The following is a 21,050-nucleotide window of genomic DNA, read 5'->3' as shown; positions in this document are numbered from 1 at the left end:
GATGAACTCATTGAGTTTGTGGAAGTGCATATACAACGCATCCACGCCTTTGCCTTCGAAAAAATCGCCTTCTCGGGTGAAGGCCTCAATCGGCGCATTCCAAGTAAGCGAGAGCATGTTTTTTTGCCTTGCAACAAACCACCTGTGCCGTAGCCTTCTATCGGATTGACACGATGGCGGCCATCACTGTGGTAAAGCTTGCCGTGTCCGGCAGTTAATACTTCGTCTATGTATTTTTTCACTGTCCAAGGTTCGTGCATCCACCAGCCTGGCATTTGCCAAATCACGGCATCCATCCACAAGAATTTTTCGATTTCTGCTTCAACATCATAGCCCGCATTAATCACGGTTTCTTGTACATTGTGTCCAAGTGCGGTCAAAACTTCTTTCGCTTTTTTGTGAAGCGTATGGTTCAACTCACCATGCGAATGACCAAACTCTTTTCTACCGTCTAGTAATAAAATATTCATCTTTTTGCCCCTAAAATAAATAATTATAAAAATGGGGCTATCATTATGCCTTTTTACTGCATCTTTATCACTGTAAGTTTAGATTCTTTAAAAGGTTATGTAGGAACTGGACAGCAGGTGGGAAAAACTGAAATTGGGCTTCCTGGTTCTAAAGAAAGGGTGAGCTTCAATAAAAATATCGGTATTTATATCGATCCTGTTACAGGAAATCAAACCCCAACAACTATGGGGATTATTCATTATAGTAAAAATGGATATCATGTAGTTCCGGCTAAACCAAAGGAATAATAGTCTATGAATAATGACATTATAAGATTAAGAATTGTTACCCAAAATGCCTTGATAGGTAAAATTACCAAAGAGGTTAGAGGTGTTTATGTAAGAATCAATGAAAATTGTATAAGTATTTATATCGTTATTGATGGAGATATCTCTACCTATTGGAATGAAGAGATTTATAAAATTGGTACAGATATTATTTCTAATTTTGGTGAGGATTATACTATTGATGAGAATTTAGTTAGGATTGATTACCCTAAATATTTATCTTTTGATAATTATATATGTGTATATAAGCGCCATGAAAAATATGAATAAGATTGGAACTATTTATTTATGACAAGGATTTAAAAAGAATTAAGGATTAATAATGTTTGGTATTTTCTTTAAAGATAAAGGTACATCTTTTGATAATGGATATGGGATGCATATTTTGGCTTCAATCTCTTTAGGTGAATATGTAGAAGAATTACATATTCCAATAGACTATTGGGGTATTGAAGAATATAAAAATAGCTGGGCTACATCTATAGCTGATGGGATAGAAAAAAAGCAACATTCAGTACTTATTACATCTATGCATGAGCCAGAATCTTTAAATTTTATTTCTACATGGATTATTTATTATGATGGGGAAATTTCTTATAAAAGTGCATTCACCTACCAATAGACGCAAGTCATTTTGTAGTAATTTTGGTGCGCCACCCAAATATCCTTTCCCCGAACTGCGATTATTTGCCGAATTTTATGCATACTGTTCAACAACTCCCTGAAAATGCCCTTACTACGCGTTTGAATTTTTTCCGCCAATACGGTCAACTTGAGACTTTTGCAAAGGTCTCGGCCTTTTTGTCGATATTGGCGTGAAGAAATGGTTTAGATGAATGTTTTTTCTGTCTGATGCGCAAAATTATCATGGAGCAGAAAAAAGGATAAACGGGAGATTATGCTAAAATATTGTCAACAATTTTCTGATTCCGCATGATATGGAATCAGCGTTTGACACACATAGACAAGAGGATTTTATGAAATTTCTAGACCGTGAGGCGACCATTGCCAAACCCGGCTTTAATCGTTGGCTGGTACCGCCTGCCGCTTTGGCCGTGCATCTTGCCATCGGGCAGATATACGCTTATTCCGTGTTTAATGCGCCGCTGACCAAGCTTATCGGTATTACTGAGTCGGCTGCAGGAGATTGGAAGCTGACCACGGTCGGTTGGATTTTCAGTATTGCCTTGGCGATGTTGGGCGCGTCTGCGGCCATGTTCGGTACATGGATGGAGCGCGTTGGGCCGCGTAAGGCGATGTTTGTTGCCGCCTGCTGTTTTAGTTTGGGCTTTTTTGTGTCGGCTATTGGCGTTCATACGCACAATCTGTTTTTGCTTTATTTGGGTAACGGTGTGATTGGTGGGGTTGGTTTGGGCTTGGGCTATATCGGGCCTGTATCGACTTTGATGAAATGGTTTCCCGATAAACCGGGTATGGCGACAGGCTTGGCGATTATGGGTTTTGGTGGTGGCGCGATGCTGGCCTCGCCTTTATCCGTGTCGCTGATGAATTTTTTCTCCAGTGAAACTTCAGTTGGCGTAGCGCAGGCTTTTGTCGTTTTAGGATTGTTTTATTTGGTGTTGATGATGTTCGGCGCGTTTACGATCCGTGTACCTGCCGATGGCTGGAAACCTAAAGGTTATGTTGCGCCGAAAAACAAAAGCAAATTGGTCAGCAGTAATCATGTCAATGTCTCACAAGCCATGAAAACGCCGCAATTCTGGCTCTTGTTTTGGGTGTTGTGCTTGAACGTGACAGCGGGTATCGGCGTTCTAGGTCAGGCTTCCGTCATGATTCAGGAGCTTTTTTCCGAGGCATCTGTAGGAAAACAAGCGGCAATTGGTGCGGGTGCGGCGGCAGGTTTTGTGAGTCTGTTGAGTCTGTTTAATATGGGCGGCCGCTTTTTGTGGTCCAGCGTGTCCGACAAAATTGGCCGTAAAAATACTTATACTATTTTCTTTGTGCTCGGCTCGCTGTTGTATTTTGCCATTCCGTCGATTGGCGAGAGCGGTAACAAGGCTTTGTTTGTCATTGGTTTCTGCGTCATCATTTCCATGTATGGCGGCGGTTTTGCAGCCATTCCGGCGTATTTGAAGGATTTGTTCGGCACTTATCAAGTCGGGGCAATACACGGCAGGATTTTGCTGGCATGGTCAACTGCGGCTGTTATTGGCCCGGTGTTGGTCAACTATATCCGCCAAAGCCAAATTGAAAGTGGCGTTCCGGCTGCTGAAGCTTATAGCATTACCATGTACATCATGGCAGGTTTGTTGATTGTTGGTTTGTTGTGTAATTTGAGTGTCCGTTCTGTTCATGAAAAGCATCACGAGAAAGACATTAAGGTCGCGGCACATAGTGGCAATCCCGATGATGAAACCGCTGTATCCGATGCTTATCTGATCAGCAAGAAAGTATCAGCGGGCGGTATCGGCGTATGGTGGCGTTGGGCTTTGGTCTGCATTCCTTTGGGCTATGGCGTCATTATGGTGTTTGTTAAAGCCTTAAGTTTGTTTAATTGATTGTTGAAAATTAGAGGCCGTCTGAAAGTTTCAGACGGCCTTTTAAAATATTAAGCAACTAATCTTTTGATACGCTGATGGTATGTTTGATGTGTTTTAAATTCGCAACGATGGTAAAAGTCATCATCACCAGTAAAGCCCATGAACTCCATTTGCTGATGTGTACCGATGCCCACGCGCCGATTTGGTTGGGATAGCGCCAAACGCCGAATAGGGTTCCCAAATTTTCCGCCAGCCAAATAAAAAATCCGATCAGGACGAAAGCGAGCAGGAGCGGCATTTTGCGAGTGGTGTCATAGGGCGTGTATAAGACCGTTGTCCGGGCATATAGGCCGAGAGCGAAAGCAGCAAGATACCAGCGATAGTCGCCGATATAGTGATGGGTGAAGAAATTGATATAAATCGCCAGTGCGCACAAAGTACCCAACCAATACGGCGGATGGCTTTTGATTTTTAAGTCAAACAGCCGCCATGCTTGAATGATATAGCTGCCGACTGCGGCATACATAAAGCCTGCAAACAGCGGTACGCCGCCGATTTTGGTATAAGCCTCATCCGGATAGCTCCATGATTGGATATCGCCTGATGTCTTGAACCACTCTAAAGCAAAGCCCACCAAGTGAAACAGCGTAATCGATTTCACTTCATCCCAAGTTTCTAGCTTGAAATACAGCATGGCTGCTTGTATGGAGACGGCAAAAATCAGCAGCAGGTCGTAGCGCGAAATTCCCAACAAGCCTGTTTTCGGAACGAGGAACATGGCAATGAAAAACAAGCCTGCAAATAAGCAGGCTCGTGCTTCTTTCAAACCGAAAAACCAAAATTCAACGATAAAGCGTCGCCAACCATGCAAATCCTTGCGTTTGGGATGTTCAGTCAGCCAAGTATCCAGTTTGCCCAACATATTTTCAGACGGCCTCTTTATCTTGAAAATGTTTTAGGCAGATTGAATCGGAATAACGCGGTTTTGCTTACGTTTTGCGCCACCTTCGCAATAGTTGGTTTTGACATAATCTTCAACGATTTGTAAAAACTCGGCAGCGATATTGTCGCCTTTGAGGGTAACTTTCCGTTCGCCGTCTACATAAACCGGCGCAACCGGTGTTTCGCCTGTACCTGGCAGGCTGATACCGATATCGGCAAGTTTGCTTTCGCCCGGGCCATTGACTACGCAACCCATTACGGCAACGTTCAATGATTCAACGCCTGGATACTCAGTGCGCCAAATAGTCATTTTTTGACGTAAATAGTTTTGTACGTCTTGCGCCAATTCTTGGAATACGGTACTGGTGGTACGGCCGCAACCCGGGCAGGCTGTAACCATTGGCGTAAAGGAGCGTAAGCCCATGGTTTGCAGGATTTCCTGACCGACAATGACTTCTTGTGTACGTGGGGAGCCAGGTTCGGGCGTAAGGGAAATTCGAATGGTGTCGCCGATACCTTCTTGCAACAATACGGACAAAGCTGCGGTGGAAGCCACAATGCCTTTGCTACCCATGCCCGCCTCGGTCAGGCCGAGATGGAGCGGGTAACGGCAACGGCTGCCTAATTCGCGGTAAACCTGAATCAAGTCTTGTACGGCGCTGACCTTGCACGACAAAATGATTTTGTCTTCAGGCAAGCCCAAAGCCACGGCTTTTTCTGCCGATTCCAGCGCCGAAACAATCAAAGCCTCTTTCATGATTTCTTCAGGCGGCTTCGGTGTGGCAGAAGCTAGGTTGGCATCCATCATACGTTTGGCAAGGCTTTGATCAAGCGAACCCCAGTTCACACCGATGCGTACGGCTTTATTGTTTTCTGCCGCTGTACGAATCATAAAGGCAAATTTCTCATCGCCTTTTGCGCCTTTACCGACATTGCCTGGGTTGATGCGGTATTTAGACAGGGCCTTGCCGCACTCAGGAAATTCGGCCAATAAGCGTTCGCCATTGAAATGGAAGTCGCCGATCAGGGGCGTGGTGTAGCCCATATCGTCTAAGCGGCTGCGGATTTCGGCTACTTTGGAAGCCGCTTCAGGAGTATTAACCGTGATACGGACCATTTCTGAGCCGGCATCGCTCAACTCTTTGACCTGTCGGGCTGTTGCTTCTGCATCTGCGGTGTCGGTATTGGTCATAGATTGCACAACAACGGGCGCATCGGAGCCGATGATGAGATGGTCAATTTTGACTTGATGTGTCTGACGGCGTTTAGGTGTGGTCATTTTAGTTTTTTCCTGCAACAAAAGAGGCGGATTTTTCACCGGCAACACGGTATTTCAAAGGTTCGATAGGTGTGCCGCCGTAATTGGCTTCCGAGCCGGCTGCAATACCGATCCAAACATTGTAAGGTGCGCCGCCTCTCAGACGTTGTTCGCTTCCGGCTGGAACGATACGGCTGAATACAACTTTTCCATCTTTGTCTGCAATAATCAGATTGCTTCGGTATTGGACTTTAATCCAAAGTTCGTCTTTCTCAACTTTGACAGCAGGTTTCTCTTCTTGTACGGCGGCGGAAGCTGCTGAGGCTGCTTGATCATTGGCCACTTCAGGCTTATTGGTGATTTCTTTTTTGCCGTCTTCCGTCATTTCGCTAACGGCAACATTATCCGTTTTTAAGGCAGGCGTTTTCATCGTATCAGCAACATCTTTGCTGTTTTGAATATTTGCCTGTTCGTTTTCAAAACTGGATTTGCTTTGCCAAAAGTAAACGCCGCCTACAGCCAAAGCCAATGCGGCTATCCCCAATATCCATTTTGGGAAGCCCTGCTTTTCAGTATCTGTGAAGCTTAAGCCGGAGTTGGTGCTGCGTGTTACCGCGTATACATGGTCTTCAAGTTGCGGAGTAATGGAGCGCAAATGTTTGGCGATGATTTGTTCGTCGATTTTCAGAAATCGTGCATATGAACGCAGATAACCTGAAACAAAGACTAAACCGGGAAAGCCGGAATATTCCCCTTTTTCCAAAGCATCAATTTGTTCGGTAGACAGTTTCAAACGTGAAGCAACATCTTGAATATCGATTTTGGCATCAGTTCTGTGTTTGCGTAATTCATCCCCCAATGTTTTGGCGGCTTGTGTGTCGTAGTTGATTTTATCGTTATTTTCCATTTATTGGCCTGTTGTGACGGTTTGTAGTTCGTCTGAATAAGGGAAGTTTGCCCTAAGTTGGGCTTCGTATTCGTATGCGGCGTGTTTATTACCCAAGGCGGTAGCCAAACGCCAGCCTAAAAGCAAATCGTCAGCCTGCAGGACATCAACTTTGCTTTGGTATTGGCGGAAATAATAGTCGGCATCGTTCAGATTGCCTGCCATCATTTTGGTTCGGGCAAGTTCTTTGAAAGCAGGGAAGAATTGCGGATTTGCTGCTAAAGACCTTTCCAAATAGGCTTGGGCTAAAGAGTATTGACCTAACCTTGCGCTGCAAATGCCTTTATTCATATTGGCAATAAAGGGGCTTGGGTAGGTTGGGTCGGCCAGTGCTTTGTCAAAATAAGCCAAAGATTCGGCCGGTGCATTCATTTGATTGCACAAGAACCAACCGTAGTTGTTGTTGACTTCCGCACTATCAGGTTTTAAAGACAATGCTTTAAGAAAGCTTTCTTGAGCTTTGTCTTTGACTTTCAAATACTGATAAATCTCGGCGCGTACCAACCAAGCAAGGTCATTTTTGGAATTGGACTTAAGCGCCTCTTCGATACTTTCAGTAGCTTGGCGGTAGTTTTGGCCGCGCATATATTCCACAGCCAGTTGGGTTTTGATATTAGAAACTTGAATGGCACGTTCTTTAGGGCTTGGGCCGGAAGAGGAAGCGCAGGCAGAAAGAGTCAGTGCGGTAAGTAAAGCGAATCCGAACTTGATTTTCATAATTAACCTTATTGTTCGACCAAAATCTGTTGCCATTTTTGTTGGCGGCGTGTTTTATCTTGTACTTGTCCGGCCAATTGTCCGCAAGCGGCATCGATATCGTCGCCGCGGGTTTTGCGGACAGTAACGACAAAGCCGGCTTGTTGCAGAATATCGCGGAAGACACGGATATTTTCATTGGTAGAACGTTCGTAGCCGGAATTTGGGAAAGGATTGAACGGAATCAGATTGAATTTGCATGGTACGTCTTTAACCAATTCAATCAATTCGCGCGCATGTTGTGCTTTATCATTGATACCGTCGAGCATAACGTATTCAAAGGTAATAAAGTCACGGGGGGCTTTGACCAGATAACGTTGACAGGCCGCCATCAATTCTTTGAGCGGGTATTTTTTGTTGAGAGGAACAATCTGATCGCGCACTTCATCGTTGGATGCGTGTAAAGATACAGCCAAAGCAACAGGCATTGCATCACGCAGTCTGTCCATTTGTGGAACCATGCCCGAAGTGGAAACGGTCACGCGACGGCGGCTCAAGCCGTAGCCATGATCATCCAACATAATACTCAAGGCAGTAACAACATTGTCAAAGTTTGCCATAGGCTCGCCCATACCCATCATCACCACGTTGGAGATAACGCGTTCGTTTTTAGGGGTAACACCCATGGCTTTATTGGCCCACCAAAGCTGACCGATAATTTCAGCGGCAGTCAGGTTGCGGTTGAAACCCTGTCGTCCGGTAGAGCAGAAAGTGCATTCCAATGCGCAACCTACTTGGGAAGAGATGCACAAAGTACCGCGTTCGGCTTCGGGAATAAAGACGGTTTCTACACCGTTGCCCGTGCCGACATCCAGCAACCATTTGCGTGTGCCATCAGTAGATTCTTGTGCCATCATTAATTTAGGCACTTCGATTGTGGCTTGTTCATTCAACTTGGCACGCAATGATTTGGCCAAGTCAGTCATTTCTTCAAAGTTTTGTGCACCGGCTTGATGCATCCAACGCATGACTTGTTTGGCGCGGAAAGGTTTCTCACCCATTTCGGCAAAGTGTTGCGTCAGTCCATTTAAATCGTAATTCAGTAGATTGGTTTTCATGTATTTTTATGTTTCTCAATAAAGCTTTTAAAGTAAAGAGGCTTATCGGTCAGCTTTGCTTTAAAAGCCTTTAGGGTTTCAGACGGCCTGTCATTTGCAGGGCATACAAAGCACTTTTGCCGTCCGATATGGAATCGGACGGCCGTAAAGCGGCTACAGGCTTTTTGCTTTTATCGTGGGCAGATTTCGCTTTGGCTGAAAAAGTAGGCGATTTCAATCGCAGCATTTTCCACGCTGTCAGAACCGTGTACAGCATTAACACTGACAGATTCTGCAAAGTCGGCACGGATTGTGCCCGGAGCTGCATCGGCTGGATTGGTTGCGCCCATCAATTCGCGATTTTTGGCAACGGCGTTTTCACCTTCCAATACTTGAATCATAACAGGATTGCGAGTCATGAATTTAACCAAGTCTTCATAAAAAGGGCGGTCTTTGTGTACAGCATAAAACTCTTTTGCTTCGCGCTCAGACAGATGTTTCATTTTCGCCGCAATAATGCGCAAGCCGTTTTCTTCAAAGCGGCTGTAAATCTTGCCGATGACGTTTTTTTCTACTGCATCGGGTTTGATGATGGAAATCGTACGTTCGATGGCCATGTTATGTCCTTGTTTTTATTAATAGGTGAGTTGCCGTAGCCAAGAGGCGAGGGAAGTGTATTCTACCAAATTTCGCCCCTTTTTGGGAAAGGCATTATTTGCTTAAAGTCAGGTGTGGTTGTTCCAAATAGACTTCGGATTGCATTTCGATCATACGGCTGGCTGTACGGGTAAATTCCTCGGCGAAATCGCCTTCGACATAAATATCGTTTACGCCAACTGCACTGGTGGCGCACAATTTCACACGGAAATCATATAAAACGTCAATTAACCATGTCAGACGGCGTGCTTCTGCTTTTTCTTGCGGGGTTAGACGTTCTAATCCTGAAAGGAAAACCATCTCATAATGTTCGGCTAAATACAGATAGTCAGCTTGTGAACGCGGGCCAAAACATAATGCGCGGAAATCAAACCAGATGGCGCGTTCTGACTGGGCTTTGTGAGGAATTTCCCGTCCATGAATAATGCTGATGCCTGGGTTTAATTCAGAGATTCCGCTCATTTCCTTAAATAAAGCAGCCAGTTTTTGCTCGTTCTCTTCATTATTGGGGACAAAGAAAATTTCGGCAGGACGCAAGGTACGCAATCGGTAATCTTCGCCGCCATCCACATTTAAAACGGTCAGGTTGGACTCGATAAGGGCGATGGTTGGGAGAAAGCTGCTGCGGTTTTGACCTTGAGGATAGAGTTCGGATGGGGCGTAGTTGGAAGTGGCTACCAAGACTACACCTTCACTCAACAGGTTTTCCAGTAAACGGCCCAAAATCATGGCATCGGCAATATCACTAACGTGAAACTCGTCAAAGCATAATACACGTGTTTCTTTGGCAATTTCTGTTGCAACGGCTTTTAAAGGGTTAGCTTCGCTTTTCAAGACTTTAAGGCGTTGATGGATTTCGGCCATGAAGGCATGGAAATGCACGCGACGCTTACGACGATAGGGAAGACAGCCGAAAAAAGCATCCATCAAAAAGCTTTTACCGCGTCCTACGCCGCCATAAAAATAGAGTCCTTTAGGTACTTGAGGGGAACGCAAGCTACGGCCGAGAAAACGGTTGCGTTTTCGTTTGAACATCATCAGCTCGGTCCACAAACGATCCAAATATTCAATGGCTCGCGCTTGGGCTTCGTCGCGGATGAAGTTGGGCTGTTCGGCTGCAGCCTGATACCAAGTCAATGGGCTGTGGTTTTCAAATGGAGGTGGTGTGAATAGTTGGTCTCTATTGCTCATGTGTAACCTTTATTATGCTTTACTGGCGATAGTTGAAACATCATCCACAATAGTTTGGACAGTAGTTGGAATGATGTTTTCATTACAGAATAGTCGGTCTATTATAAATGATTTCAGACGGCCTGCGTTTTTTGCAAAAGCATTGTAGTAAATATAGTTGAAATAGTGTGTGATTGAGGTATACGTGAAAAGAGTCGGCTTTGGTATTTCTTGAGAAAACAAAAAAACGCCGCATTTCTGCGGCGTTTTGCTACTAAGTATTAATGAGCACTTTCTTGCAATGCCAAGTCTACACGCTCACGCAACTCTTTACCCGGTTTGAAGTGAGGAACATGCTTTTCAGGCACTTCCACGCGTTCGCCGGTTTTCGGGTTGCGCCCGATACGGGCAGGGCGGTGGTTCAAGTCGAAGCTGCCGAAACCGCGGATTTCGATACGTTGTCCACGAGCCAGTGAACGGGTCATGGTATCAACCAAGACTTTTACACTGTATTCGACATCTTTAGCCAGCAGTTGGTTGCCATTTTTTTCGGCAAACACTTCTGCAAGGCGAACCATCAATTCAGACTTCGTCATGTCTGCAACCTTATTCTTGGTCGCCGGACAGTTTGGCTTTCAGCAAGTCGCCCAGGCTGGTAGTACCGGCATTGGCAGTTGCAGCGGCGTTAACTGAATTCAGCGCTTCGCGGTTTTCTTTAGCGTCTTTCGCTTTAACAGACAGACGGATGCTGCGGTTTTTGCGGTCAACGGTAACGATAACGGCTTCAACTTCGTCGCCTTCTTTCAGTTTGGTAGTCAGGTCTTCAACGCGGTCAGCAGCGAATTCAGAAGCAGGCAGGTAGCCTTCAACTTCTTCAGACAGAGCGACTACGGCACCTTTGGCGTCAACAGATTTCACAGAACCTTTAACCAAAGAACCTTTGTCGTTTACGCTGATGAAGTTGCCGAACGGATCACCTTCCAGTTGTTTGATACCCAAAGAGATACGTTCTTTTTCAACGTCGATGGCCAATACAACGGCTTCAACTTCTTCGCCTTTTTTGTATTTGCGTACAGCTTCTTCGCCGGCTTCAGTCCAAGACAGGTCGGACAAGTGAACCAGGCCGTCGATGCCGCCAGGCAGACCTACGAATACGCCGAAGTCAGTGATAGATTTAACTGCGCCGGAGATTTTGTCGCCTTTGTTGTGGTTGGCGGCAAATTCTTCCCAAGGGTTAGCTTGGCATTGTTTCATACCCAAAGAGATACGGCGGCGGTCTTCGTCGATTTCCAGGATCATGACTTCAACTTCGTCACCCAATTGAACAACTTTGCTTGGGTGTACGTTTTTGTTGGTCCAATCCATTTCGGAAACGTGTACCAAACCTTCGATGCCTTGTTCGATCTCAACGAATGCACCGTAGTCAGTCAGGTTGGATACTTTACCGAACAGGCGGGTACCTTGTGGGTAACGACGGGTCAGGCCGCTCCAAGGATCTTCGCCCAGTTGTTTCATACCCAAGGAAACACGTTGTTTGTCTTGGTCGAATTTCAGGACTTTAGCTTCTACTTCTTGACCAACTTCCAAAACTTCGCTTGGGTGTTTTACACGGCGCCATGCCAAGTCGGTAATGTGCAACAGACCGTCGATGCCGCCCAAGTCAACGAATGCACCGTAATCGGTGATGTTTTTAACGATACCTTTGATAACTGAACCTTCTTGCAGGTTTTCCAGCAAGGCTTTGCGTTCTTCGCCCAAAGTAGCTTCCAGAACAGCGCGGCGGGACACAACAACGTTGTTGCGTTTTTTGTCCAGTTTGATCACTTTGAATTCAATTTCTTTGCCTTCGAAGTGAGAAGTGTCTTTTACAGGACGTACATCAACCAAAGAACCCGGCAGGAATGCGCGGATGCTGTTGATCATAACAGTCAGACCACCTTTGACTTTGCCATTGATAACGCCAGACAGGATGTCGCCGTTTTCCATAGCTTCTTCCAAAGCGATCCAGTCGGCAGCACGTTTGGCTTTTTCGCGGGACAGTTTGGTTTCGCCGAAGCCGTTTTCAACAGATTCGATGGTAACGGTAACGAAATCGCCAACTTTAACTTCAATCTCGCCCTGAGCGTTTTTGAATTCAGCAACATCAATCAGAGATTCTGATTTCAGACCTGCGTTAACGGTAACGAAGTTTTGATCGATGCCGACTACTTCGGCAGTAATCACTTCACCTGGGTTCATCTCTTGCAGGGTAAAGCTTTCTTCCAGCAGCTGGGCAAAATTTTCCATAGTCATATATACTCTTTTCGGTACACCGCCAAGGGGTGCGGGTTAGGTTTGAAATGACCTGCCGTCCTTGGCGCGGCAGGTTGGGAAATGTTTTCAGACGGCCTTGTTATAGGGTTAACAGGCCGTCTGAAATGAAAACTTCGCGATTATACTCCAAATTTTAAACTTTATGATACCAATCAAGCACTTTTTTTACAGCTTCTTCGATAGAAAGGTTATCAGTATCTAAAAGCAGGGCATCGGGCAGCTGTTTCAACGGAGCAACAGGGCGGCGGCGGTCTGCTTCGTCGCGCGCTTCAATGTCCGACAAAATACGCTCGAATGCAACGCCTTCGCATGGGATACCGAGTTGTTTGGCACGACGTTGGGCGCGGACATTGGCACTTGCGGTCAGGAAAATTTTTAATGCGGCATCAGGGAAAATAACCGAGCCGATATCGCGGCCGTCGGCGACCAAGCCTTTTTCGGTTAGGAAGTCGCGTTGGCGTTGCAAAAGGGCAGTACGCACTTTAGGCAACTGCGCGACGGCAGATGCGCCCATGCCAATCGCTTCGGTACGGATTTGCTCGGATACATCATCGCCGTTTAATAATACAACGCTGCCTTCAAATTGTGCGGGCAAGGTTTCTGCCAGTGTGCTGACGGCATCTTCATCTGTCCAAGCGACATTTTGTTTTTGTGCATAAAGCGCAGTCAGGCGGTAAAGCGCACCGGAGTCGAGGTAAAGAAAACCCAAGGCTTCGGCTACGCGTGAGGCAACCGTCCCTTTACCGGATGCGCTGGGACCGTCGATGGCGATGACTTTTTGCTTGAGGCTCATGTGTTCTCCTGAATGCGATAGGTATTTGAATTAACCGTTTATTATACGTTGCTTTGGCCGTCTGAAAACGAAAATTTTTGTGTGATTTAGATTTGAGGGGAAAGTGGCTCGGCCTTATCGGGTATAATGGCCAAAATCATAATTTAACCGCTTTATCTGATTGTTCGGGCCATCTGAAATAACGGGTCGGGAATGGTCTTAGAATTTAGAAACATTATGTTACAAACCGATAATCTTACTTCTGCACAACCTCAGCGCATTATCACTGCTCAAAATATTTCCGCTCAGGAAGAATTGCTTGAACGCGCTTTACGTCCGAAAACTTTAGACGACTATATCGGACAGGATAAAGCAAAAGAGCAGTTGGCTATTTTTATTCAGGCAGCGAAAAAACGTGGCGAAGCGCTTGACCACACTTTGCTGTTTGGTCCTCCGGGTTTGGGCAAAACTACTTTGGCACACATTATCGCCAAAGAGTTAGGCGTTAATTTGCGCCAAACCAGCGGCCCGGTTTTGGAACGTGCCGGCGACCTTGCAGCCTTGTTGACCAACCTCGAGCCGCATGATGTGCTGTTTATTGATGAAATCCACCGCTTAAGCCCTGTGGTTGAAGAAATCCTTTATCCTGCGCTTGAAGATTATCAGTTGGACATCATGATAGGCGAGGGGCCGGCCGCGCGTTCGGTCAAAATCGATTTGCCGCCGTTTACATTGGTAGGCGCGACGACCCGTGCCGGTATGCTGACCAATCCTTTGCGCGACCGTTTCGGTATCGTGTCCCGATTAGAGTTTTATCAGAATAAAGATTTGGCGACTATTGTTGCTCGTTCTGCCCAGTTGTTGCAGTTGGATATGGGCGACGAGGGTGCGATGGAAGTGGCCAAGCGCAGCCGCGGTACGCCGCGTATTGCCAACCGCCTTTTGCGACGTGTACGCGATTATGCCGATGTGAAAAACAACGGCGTCATTGATGCGGAAATTGCCGATGCTGCCTTGAGTATGCTGGATGTGGACGGTCAGGGTTTGGATGTGATGGACAGGAAATTCCTTGAGGCGATTCTGCACAAGTTCAGCGGCGGTCCTGTCGGTTTGGAAAACGTGGCTGCTGCGATTGGCGAATCAACCGATACCATCGAAGATGTGATTGAACCATATCTGATTCAGCAGGGCTTTTTGCAGCGTACACCGCGCGGACGCGTAGCAACCGAACGAGCCTATCTGCATTTCGGTTTGAAGGTTCAAGAATAATAATGAAGGCCGTCTGAAAACTGCTTTCAGACGGCCTGATACTTTCAATTTCATATGATTGTCGGCAAATATCTGCCGATAATCGGTTAAAATGTCCCTCTTTTCTTTTTTGAAGTTTCCCCATGAATATCTTATCCGTAGAAAATGCTTCTTTTGCCGTCGGCCATGTCGCCTTGCTCGACAAAACTTCTTTTCAACTCGACAGCGGCGAGAAAATCGGTTTAATCGGCCGCAACGGTGCGGGTAAGTCTTCGTTTTTAAAAATTCTCGCCGGTGTGCAAAAGCTCGACGATGGGCAGATTATTGTTCAAAACAACCTCAAAATCGTTTATGTACCGCAGGAATCCTTTTTTGATAAGGACGCAACCGTATTTGATACCGTTGCCGAAGGATTGGGAGAAATTCGCAATTTATTGCGCCGTTATCATCATGTCAGCCATGAGTTGGAAAATGGTTCGAGTGAGGCTTTATTGAAAGAACTCAACGAATTGCAACTCGAAATTGAAGCGAAGGACGGCTGGAAGCTGGATGCGGCAGTCAAGCAGACTTTGGGGGAACTCGGTTTGCCGGAAAACGAAAAAATCGGCAACCTATCCGGCGGTCAGAAAAAGCGTGTCGCTTTGGCGCAGGCTTGGGTGCAAAAGCCCGACGTATTGCTGCTGGACGAGCCGACCAACCATTTGGATATTGACGCAATTATTTGGCTGGAAAATCTGCTTAAAGCGTTTGAAGGCAGCTTGGTCGTGATTACCCACGACCGCCGTTTTCTGGACAACATCGCCACGCGCATCGTCGAACTAGACCGCGGCATTCTGCGCTCCTATCCTGGCTCGTTCTCCAAATACAGCGAGAAAAAAGCGCAAGAGTTGGCGGTTGAAGCAGAACACAACCGCCTCTTCGACAAATTTCATGCTCAGGAAGAAGCGTGGATACGTAAAGGCATCGAAGCGCGCCGTACCCGTAATGAAGGCCGCGTGCGCCGTTTGGAAGAACTGCGCCGCCAGCGCGCCGAACGCCGCAACGTACAAGGGCAGGTTAACTTTAAGCTCGACAGCGGCGAAAAAAGCGGCAAAATCATCGCCGAGCTGGAACACGCTTCGTTTGCCTATGGTGACAAAGTCATCATGGACAAATTCTCCGCCATCTTGCAGCGCGGCGACAAAATCGGCTTAATCGGTCCAAACGGCATCGGCAAAACCACCTTCCTCAAGCTGATTTTGGGCGAATTGCAGCCGACCTACGGCAGAATCCGTATCGGCAGTAAACAGGAAGTTGCTTATTTCGACCAGTTCCGCAGCGCGTTGAATGAAAACGACACTGTGTTTTACACGCTCGGACAGGGCAACGATTACGTTGAAGTCGGTGGTAAGAAAAAGCATGTGATGAGCTATTTGGAAGATTTCCTGTTCCATCCAGCTCGCGCACAAAGTCCCGTCTCATCGCTTTCCGGCGGTGAACGCAACCGCCTCCTGCTGGCAAAACTCTTCACCCGCCCCGCCAATATCCTGGTCTTGGACGAACCGACCAACGACTTGGACATTGATACCCAAGAGCTGCTTGAAGACCTACTGCGCGATTATCAAGGCACGGTATTCCTTGTCTCGCATGACCGTATGTTCTTGGATAATGTGATTACCCAAAGCATTGTTTTCGAAGGACAAGGCCGTCTGAAAGAATACATCGGCGGCTATCAGGACTATATCGACGCAAAATCGCGGGAAGAGAAAATTCAGACGGCCTCTGCGCCTAAAGCGGCTGCCGAGCCTGAAAAAATCAAACCTAAAGCCAACCGCACGGTCAAACTTTCCTACAAAGAACAGCGTGAACTCGATGCCCTGCCTGATGAAATCGCCGCTTTGGAAACCGAGCAGGCTGAAATCAATACCCAGCTTTCCGATCCTGAAATTTTCAAAGATTACGAAAAAGCAGGTGCATTGCAAAGCAGGGCTGAAGAAATCGAGATGTCGCTTTTGGAAAAGCTGGAACGCTGGGAATGGCTGGAAGCGAAACAAAATGGAGAAGCGGTTTAAATTGGGAGTTTTGTCCCAAAGTAGGGCAGATATTTTTCTAAATCATGCCGTCTGAACCCCGAATATTCAAAAACAAGGTCTACAACCAACATGAAAAAAGTCGAGAAAAACGTATTGGTGCTGCATAGCGCTAAGGAAATGTTTGAGCTGGTGGACAAAGTTGAGGACTATCCAAAATTTTTGCCGTGGTACAGCAAGACCGAAGTCATCGAACGTAAAGGCAATGAGCTAAAAGCGCGCCTGTTTATGGACTATATGCGCGTCAAGCAGTCATTTGCGACGCACAACCACAATATCCCGGGGCAGGAAATCCGCATGGATTTGCTCGAAGGGCCGTTTAAAACCCTGCGCGGCACTTGGAAATTTATCGACTTGGGCGATGATATGTGCAAAGTCGAATTCAGATTAGAATACGATTTCTCCAATGCCGTACTCTCTGCCATGATTTCCCCGGTATTCGGCCATCTCGCCGGCACGCTGGTGGATGCTTTTATTAAAGAGGCCGACCGCCGCTATGCTTGAGATTGAAATTGTTTACGGACTGGCCGATAGGCAAGTGTTGAAGGGTATGACCGTTGCCGAAGGAACAACCGTACGCGAAGCTGCCCGACAAAGCGGTTTGGAGATAGAGTTTCCGGAATTGGATTTACAGCAAGCGCCTTTGGGTATTTTCGGCAAGGCTGTGAAAGACGAAACAGCGTTGCGCGATGGCGATCGGATTGAGGTTTATCGCCCATTGTTGATTGATCCGAAAGAAGCGCGACGTAAACGCGCTGGGCAAGAATAAATCAAAGGCCGTCTGAAACTTTTTCAGACGGCCTGTCAAACTGAAAGAACAGTAATGAGCTTGAAAATTAAATTAATTGTCGGTTTGGGCAATCCAGGCCAAGAATACGAACAAACGCGCCACAATGTCGGCTTTTGGCTGTTGGACGAACTGGCATGGAAATGGAAAGTCAATTTTAAAGACGAAAAGAAATTTTACGGCGAAGTAGCGCGCGCCACTACGCCTGATGGTGATGTTTGGCTGCTCAAACCCATGACCTTTATGAACCGCTCCGGTCAGGCAGTAGCCGCTTTGGCTCAGTTTTACAAAATCAAGCCGGAGGAAATCTTGGTGGTTCATGACGAGCTGGATATTCCATGCGGCCGTATCAAATTCAAACTTGGCGGCGGCAACGGCGGACACAACGGCCTCAAAGACATTCAGGCTCGCTTGGGTACGCCTAATTTCTACCGCCTGCGCTTGGGTATTGATCATCCGGGCGACCGTAATCTGGTTGTCGGTTATGTGTTGAATAAACCGTCGGCGGAACACAGACAGCAAATTGATGATTCCATCGCCAAATCCCTGCAAGGATTGCCGGCCGTGTTGAATGGCGAATGGGAAGAAGCAACACGTTTTTTACACAGTAAGTAGCGTACCCAAACCAAACCAAACGGGCAGCCTTGCACATCATGTTCAGACGGCCTGAAAACAGGCAGTGTGATCTGACTAGTGATAAACGAATCAAAGAAACAGTAAATATGAACGAACTGACCAGTCTTATGCAGACCGAAGCCCCAGGCATTGTTGGCGAAACATTAGACTTCTGCCTTTACGAATGCAGTATTGAAGATGCCCCGGATGCAGAAGAAGTGGCACAATGGCGTGATATTTTGAAGGCGCGGGGTGGGAAATTTGTCCGCTTGGCAGATATCTGCCAAACATGGTTGGATGAAGAGGCCGATAAATGAAAGCCTTGCCGTTAAACAAATTTACTGTCGCTGCCTTGATTTGGTTTGCCGCCGCCATTTATGCCTTACTTTTCAAAGAGGGCGGCAATAGCGCTCCACCATTCCCTCATTTTGATAAAGTCGGCCATTTTGGGCTGTTCTTCGGTCAGGCATGGTTGTGTGCAAAAATATTTATTCAAGACAATAGGACTATTCCCTATAAAGGCATTCTGTTTGCCGCTTTATTGTTTGCCATAGGAAGCGAGCTGGCTCAGGCATTTCTGACTGCTACGCGCCAAGGTTCGATCGCGGACGGCATTGCCGATATGGCAGGTACGGCTGCGGCACTGTGGTTTGCAGAAAAAATAAAAGCAGCAAAAAGTTAGACATATTTAAAAAACTTAAAGGCCGTCTGAAATCCTGAGAAATAGGTTTCAAACGGCCTTTTGTTACTTGATGTATGAAGCGATCGTTGCTTTATACCAAATATTTAAAAATTAGAATTTTACGCGTACACCGGCAGATACTTCGTGGGATTGAATTTTGGTCTCTTCAAAATTGCCCCAATAGTTGTAGCGATAGCCAGCATCTAAAGCAACATTAGGCGTTACTTCGTAGCTTACACCAGCCAATGCACCAATACCCATTTTGGTTTTTCGTGAATGTTCTGTATAGTGAAAACCAGGGTCGGCTTCATCAGAATTTAATGAAACGCGATTAATACCTAAACGAGCACCAACGTAGGGCTTAACAGGTGTATTAGTATTGAAGTCATAGATTGCTGAAACGCCAATACTTTGAAATTTCAGTTTGTAATATAAGTGACTGTCATCCTCGTATTCACCTCTTTCAATAGATTTATGATGTGTATAGTCTGCTGCAACACGGAAGTCACCAAAATCATAACCAGCAGATAGACGAGGGCTAAAGCCTTTTGCTTTATCAGAGAATTCCTCTTCACCAGAGTTGTCTTTAATCTTAACAGTAGAATAACCAGCATCAGCTTGAACATAAAAACCTTTGGTTGCATCAGCCAATGCAAATGTAGGCAGGGAAAGAGCAATCAGTGTTACCAGAACTTTTTTCATTGTTTTGTCCTTAATGTAGGATTAGGAGTAGTGGATAATCGCCGGGGTTGGTCGTTCCCAACAATTATTCAGATTGTATTTTCTTGTCGTAAATTAAGCAAATCTAAAAATGTTTTAACTGTTGTAAAAAAGCACTTATAAAAAACACTGTAACAAGTCGTTTAAGAACAAACGGCCTTGCTCGGTCGGGCGGAACACGGTCGGATCTGATTCAAGCAGGCCTTTTTGTCTGGCGGTTTCGATTTGAGCCATGATTTTTGCAGTGGGGACGCCGGTACGTTCCTGCAACATTGCAGCAGGTACGCCATCGGTCAGGCGCAGGGCGTTCATCATGAACTCGAATGGAAGGTCTTCGGAAGCAACGGTTTTGTGCTCAACTGCTTCATGCGGATTGCCCTGCATAGCGGCAAGATAGTCGTTGGGATGGCGACGGCGGACAGTTCGCTCGATACGGTCGGGATAGGAAATTTTGCCGTGTGCGCCTGCACCTATGCCTAAGTAATCGCCAAACTGCCAGTAGTTCAAATTATGGCGGCACTGCATACCAGGTTTTGCAAAAGCCGATGTTTCGTAGTGGATAAAGCCTGCGCTTTCTAATGCACCGTGTACAGCATCTTCAATATCCAACGCCGCTTCATCTTGCGGTAATCCTTTTGGCGGCGTATGACCGAAAGGCGTGTTCGGTTCCATTGTCAGATGATATGCGCTGATATGCGATACGCCTGTTGCAATAGCGGTTTGCACATCGTTTAGGGCCGTCTGAACCGTTTGGTTTGGCAGGGCATACATCAAATCAATATTGACTTTATCAAATAATTTCAATGCAGTATCAATGGCTGTCAGTGCTTCTTTGCCGTTGTGAACGCGTCCCAATCGAGCAAGCATATCGTCGTTAAAACTTTGTACGCCGATAGACAGGCGCGTAATACCTGCGTCTTTAAATCCTTGAAACTTCTCAATTTCAAATGTGCCGGGGTTCGCTTCTAAAGTAATTTCCGCTTCGGGTTGCAAGCGCAACAGCGAACGCACGCCACTTAACAAACGGTCAATTGATTCCGCTTGAAACAGGCTGGGTGTGCCGCCGCCGAAGAATATCGTTTCTATCGGTCTGCCCCAAATATTGGGTAACTCAAGCTGCAAGTCGGTTAATAGGGCATCGATATAGGCTTCTTCCGGCAGGCCGTTTTTCAGGCTGTGGGAATTGAAGTCGCAATATGGACATTTTTTGATGCACCAAGGAATATGGATATAGAGTGATAAAGGAGGCAGGGCGGTTAGCTGGCCGGGGCGTTGGAAAGTGATTTGGGTCATGGTATGTGTTGAGGCTCAAGGCCGTCTGAAATTTTTAGGCCGTTATTTTAACTGAAATGTCGGCCGGGAAAGTAATCAGTAGGAAATTTGCGCAGTCTAAGCGCTCAAAAAAGCTTCAATTTCTTCTTCTGATAATTTGGAATTGCAGACAAATTTTATTTTGCCTTGTGAGATGTTGAGTAATGCGGGAACAGTTTTGATGCCGTGTTGTTCACGAAAAGTCTTTAAAGCTGCTTTGTTGCTGCTGTCTGTAAAGCGGATAGTAAGCTGCTTGTTTAAGGAAACGGTAAATAGTTTTGCAACAAAACGGCGACAGTATGAACAGCTTGGTTTGCCTAAAAAGACGATAGCAGTTTCTTGACTATCAATGAGTTGCAGAAGTTCGTCAGGTGTGGTTGGGATGAAGGCAGCGACGTGTTTTGCAAAGGCTGCCAATTCTTCAGGCGAGGGTTTGGGCATGGGAATGAATGTGAGGTAGGCCGTCTGA

25 protein-coding genes are annotated in these 21,050 nt (G+C 46.3%); 11 read left to right on the top strand and 14 right to left on the bottom strand.

Translation table 11 applies throughout. From position 1 onward, the window contains the following. Positions 1 to 470: NAD(P)H-dependent oxidoreductase (locus HMPREF2696_RS02995; protein WP_141746348.1), on the bottom strand; the 470-nt coding region annotated here is incomplete at its 3' end. A 45-nt stretch (positions 471 to 515) separates the two neighbouring features. On the opposite strand from HMPREF2696_RS02995, the gene HMPREF2696_RS11165 reads away from it, so the two are divergent. The 4 genes from HMPREF2696_RS11165 to HMPREF2696_RS02980 all read left to right on the top strand — a co-directional run bounded on the left by HMPREF2696_RS11165 (position 516) and on the right by HMPREF2696_RS02980 (position 3,316). Next, positions 516 to 758, top strand: coding sequence for a polymorphic toxin type 50 domain-containing protein (locus HMPREF2696_RS11165; RefSeq protein WP_083300554.1), 243 nt, complete (start codon positions 516 to 518; stop codon positions 756 to 758). 6 nt (positions 759 to 764) lie between these two features. Then, positions 765 to 1,067, top strand: a complete 303-nt coding sequence (locus tag HMPREF2696_RS02990; protein WP_004519792.1) for a MafI2 family immunity protein — start codon at positions 765 to 767, stop codon at positions 1,065 to 1,067. A gap of 52 nt (positions 1,068 to 1,119) precedes the next feature. Further along, positions 1,120 to 1,419 (top strand): hypothetical protein, encoded by a 300-nt coding sequence (locus HMPREF2696_RS02985; protein WP_004519791.1) that lies wholly within the window; start codon positions 1,120 to 1,122, stop codon positions 1,417 to 1,419. A gap of 355 nt (positions 1,420 to 1,774) precedes the next feature. Beyond that, positions 1,775 to 3,316: an L-lactate MFS transporter gene (locus HMPREF2696_RS02980; RefSeq protein WP_039862148.1), complete on the top strand. Its 1,542-nt coding sequence runs from the start codon at positions 1,775 to 1,777 to the stop codon at positions 3,314 to 3,316. 58 nt (positions 3,317 to 3,374) lie between these two features. Here the strand turns inward: HMPREF2696_RS02980 and HMPREF2696_RS02975 are convergent, their stop codons facing one another. The 10 genes from HMPREF2696_RS02975 to cmk all read right to left on the bottom strand — a co-directional run bounded on the left by HMPREF2696_RS02975 (position 3,375) and on the right by cmk (position 13,170). Continuing rightward, the gene (locus HMPREF2696_RS02975) at positions 3,375 to 4,220 is read right to left on the bottom strand and encodes a DUF817 domain-containing protein (protein WP_070587732.1); all 846 of its coding nucleotides are present in this window, start codon (positions 4,218 to 4,220) and stop codon (positions 3,375 to 3,377) included. A gap of 33 nt (positions 4,221 to 4,253) precedes the next feature. Continuing rightward, positions 4,254 to 5,519: a flavodoxin-dependent (E)-4-hydroxy-3-methylbut-2-enyl-diphosphate synthase gene (gene ispG, locus HMPREF2696_RS02970; protein WP_039862169.1), complete on the bottom strand. Its 1,266-nt coding sequence runs from the start codon at positions 5,517 to 5,519 to the stop codon at positions 4,254 to 4,256. Between the two features lies 1 nt (position 5,520). Beyond that, positions 5,521 to 6,405, bottom strand: coding sequence for a helix-turn-helix domain-containing protein (locus HMPREF2696_RS02965; protein ID WP_049336589.1), 885 nt, complete (start codon positions 6,403 to 6,405; stop codon positions 5,521 to 5,523). Then, positions 6,406 to 7,161, bottom strand: coding sequence for a type IV pilus biogenesis/stability protein PilW (gene pilW / locus HMPREF2696_RS02960; protein ID WP_004519786.1), 756 nt, complete (start codon positions 7,159 to 7,161; stop codon positions 6,406 to 6,408). It abuts the gene before it with no gap. Positions 7,162 to 7,169: 8 nt separating this feature from the next. Next, positions 7,170 to 8,258: a dual-specificity RNA methyltransferase RlmN gene (gene rlmN, locus HMPREF2696_RS02955; RefSeq protein ID WP_003683577.1), complete on the bottom strand. Its 1,089-nt coding sequence runs from the start codon at positions 8,256 to 8,258 to the stop codon at positions 7,170 to 7,172. A gap of 170 nt (positions 8,259 to 8,428) precedes the next feature. Next, positions 8,429 to 8,854: a nucleoside-diphosphate kinase gene (gene ndk, locus HMPREF2696_RS02950; protein ID WP_004519785.1), complete on the bottom strand. Its 426-nt coding sequence runs from the start codon at positions 8,852 to 8,854 to the stop codon at positions 8,429 to 8,431. A gap of 94 nt (positions 8,855 to 8,948) precedes the next feature. Then, entirely contained in the window at positions 8,949 to 10,085 is a 1,137-nt protein-coding gene (zapE, locus tag HMPREF2696_RS02945; RefSeq protein ID WP_049333700.1) for a cell division protein ZapE, read from the bottom strand. Positions 10,086 to 10,345: 260 nt separating this feature from the next. Next, on the bottom strand, positions 10,346 to 10,660 hold the full coding sequence (locus HMPREF2696_RS02940; RefSeq protein ID WP_003678992.1) for an integration host factor subunit beta: 315 nt from the start codon (positions 10,658 to 10,660) through the stop codon (positions 10,346 to 10,348). 10 nt (positions 10,661 to 10,670) lie between these two features. Further along, complete coding sequence (gene rpsA, locus HMPREF2696_RS02935; RefSeq protein WP_003678994.1) at positions 10,671 to 12,356, bottom strand: 30S ribosomal protein S1; 1,686 nt, start codon at positions 12,354 to 12,356, stop codon at positions 10,671 to 10,673. A gap of 154 nt (positions 12,357 to 12,510) precedes the next feature. Further along, positions 12,511 to 13,170, bottom strand: a complete 660-nt coding sequence (cmk, locus tag HMPREF2696_RS02930; protein ID WP_004519781.1) for a (d)CMP kinase — start codon at positions 13,168 to 13,170, stop codon at positions 12,511 to 12,513. A gap of 216 nt (positions 13,171 to 13,386) precedes the next feature. On the opposite strand from cmk, the gene ruvB reads away from it, so the two are divergent. The 7 genes from ruvB to HMPREF2696_RS02895 all read left to right on the top strand — a co-directional run bounded on the left by ruvB (position 13,387) and on the right by HMPREF2696_RS02895 (position 18,550). Continuing rightward, positions 13,387 to 14,418 (top strand): Holliday junction branch migration DNA helicase RuvB, encoded by a 1,032-nt coding sequence (gene ruvB / locus HMPREF2696_RS02925; RefSeq protein WP_039862144.1) that lies wholly within the window; start codon positions 13,387 to 13,389, stop codon positions 14,416 to 14,418. 122 nt (positions 14,419 to 14,540) lie between these two features. Further along, positions 14,541 to 16,448, top strand: coding sequence for an ATP-binding cassette domain-containing protein (locus tag HMPREF2696_RS02920; protein ID WP_049336595.1), 1,908 nt, complete (start codon positions 14,541 to 14,543; stop codon positions 16,446 to 16,448). Positions 16,449 to 16,538: 90 nt separating this feature from the next. After that, positions 16,539 to 16,970, top strand: a complete 432-nt coding sequence (locus HMPREF2696_RS02915) for a type II toxin-antitoxin system RatA family toxin (protein ID WP_003683270.1) — start codon at positions 16,539 to 16,541, stop codon at positions 16,968 to 16,970. Next, positions 16,963 to 17,235, top strand: a complete 273-nt coding sequence (locus tag HMPREF2696_RS02910) for an RnfH family protein (RefSeq protein ID WP_004519778.1) — start codon at positions 16,963 to 16,965, stop codon at positions 17,233 to 17,235. The genes HMPREF2696_RS02915 and HMPREF2696_RS02910 overlap by 8 nt, the downstream gene beginning before the upstream one ends. A 54-nt stretch (positions 17,236 to 17,289) precedes the next feature. Continuing rightward, on the top strand, positions 17,290 to 17,868 hold the full coding sequence (gene pth, locus HMPREF2696_RS02905; protein ID WP_003683307.1) for an aminoacyl-tRNA hydrolase: 579 nt from the start codon (positions 17,290 to 17,292) through the stop codon (positions 17,866 to 17,868). Positions 17,869 to 17,975: 107 nt separating this feature from the next. Further along, positions 17,976 to 18,185, top strand: coding sequence for a hypothetical protein (locus HMPREF2696_RS02900; RefSeq protein WP_039862142.1), 210 nt, complete (start codon positions 17,976 to 17,978; stop codon positions 18,183 to 18,185). Beyond that, complete coding sequence (locus HMPREF2696_RS02895; RefSeq protein ID WP_004519776.1) at positions 18,182 to 18,550, top strand: VanZ family protein; 369 nt, start codon at positions 18,182 to 18,184, stop codon at positions 18,548 to 18,550. Before HMPREF2696_RS02900 ends, HMPREF2696_RS02895 begins: the two co-directional genes overlap by 4 nt. Before the next feature lie 111 nt (positions 18,551 to 18,661). Here HMPREF2696_RS02895 and HMPREF2696_RS02890 read toward each other — a convergent pair whose 3' ends face one another. The 3 genes from HMPREF2696_RS02890 to HMPREF2696_RS02880 all read right to left on the bottom strand — a co-directional run bounded on the left by HMPREF2696_RS02890 (position 18,662) and on the right by HMPREF2696_RS02880 (position 21,022). After that, positions 18,662 to 19,252, bottom strand: coding sequence for an opacity family porin (locus HMPREF2696_RS02890; RefSeq protein ID WP_049336597.1), 591 nt, complete (start codon positions 19,250 to 19,252; stop codon positions 18,662 to 18,664). 135 nt (positions 19,253 to 19,387) lie between these two features. Beyond that, the gene (hemW, locus tag HMPREF2696_RS02885; protein WP_004519774.1) at positions 19,388 to 20,563 is read right to left on the bottom strand and encodes a radical SAM family heme chaperone HemW; all 1,176 of its coding nucleotides are present in this window, start codon (positions 20,561 to 20,563) and stop codon (positions 19,388 to 19,390) included. A 96-nt stretch (positions 20,564 to 20,659) separates the two neighbouring features. Then, complete coding sequence (locus HMPREF2696_RS02880) at positions 20,660 to 21,022, bottom strand: DUF6568 family protein (RefSeq protein ID WP_004519773.1); 363 nt, start codon at positions 21,020 to 21,022, stop codon at positions 20,660 to 20,662. Between the last annotated feature and the right edge of the window lie 28 nt (positions 21,023 to 21,050).

This window comes from Neisseria sp. HMSC058F07 (assembly GCF_001810035.1).
In the GTDB taxonomy this organism is placed as follows: domain Bacteria; phylum Pseudomonadota; class Gammaproteobacteria; order Burkholderiales; family Neisseriaceae; genus Neisseria; species Neisseria perflava.
This window is presented reverse-complemented; position numbering and strand designations above follow the sequence as displayed.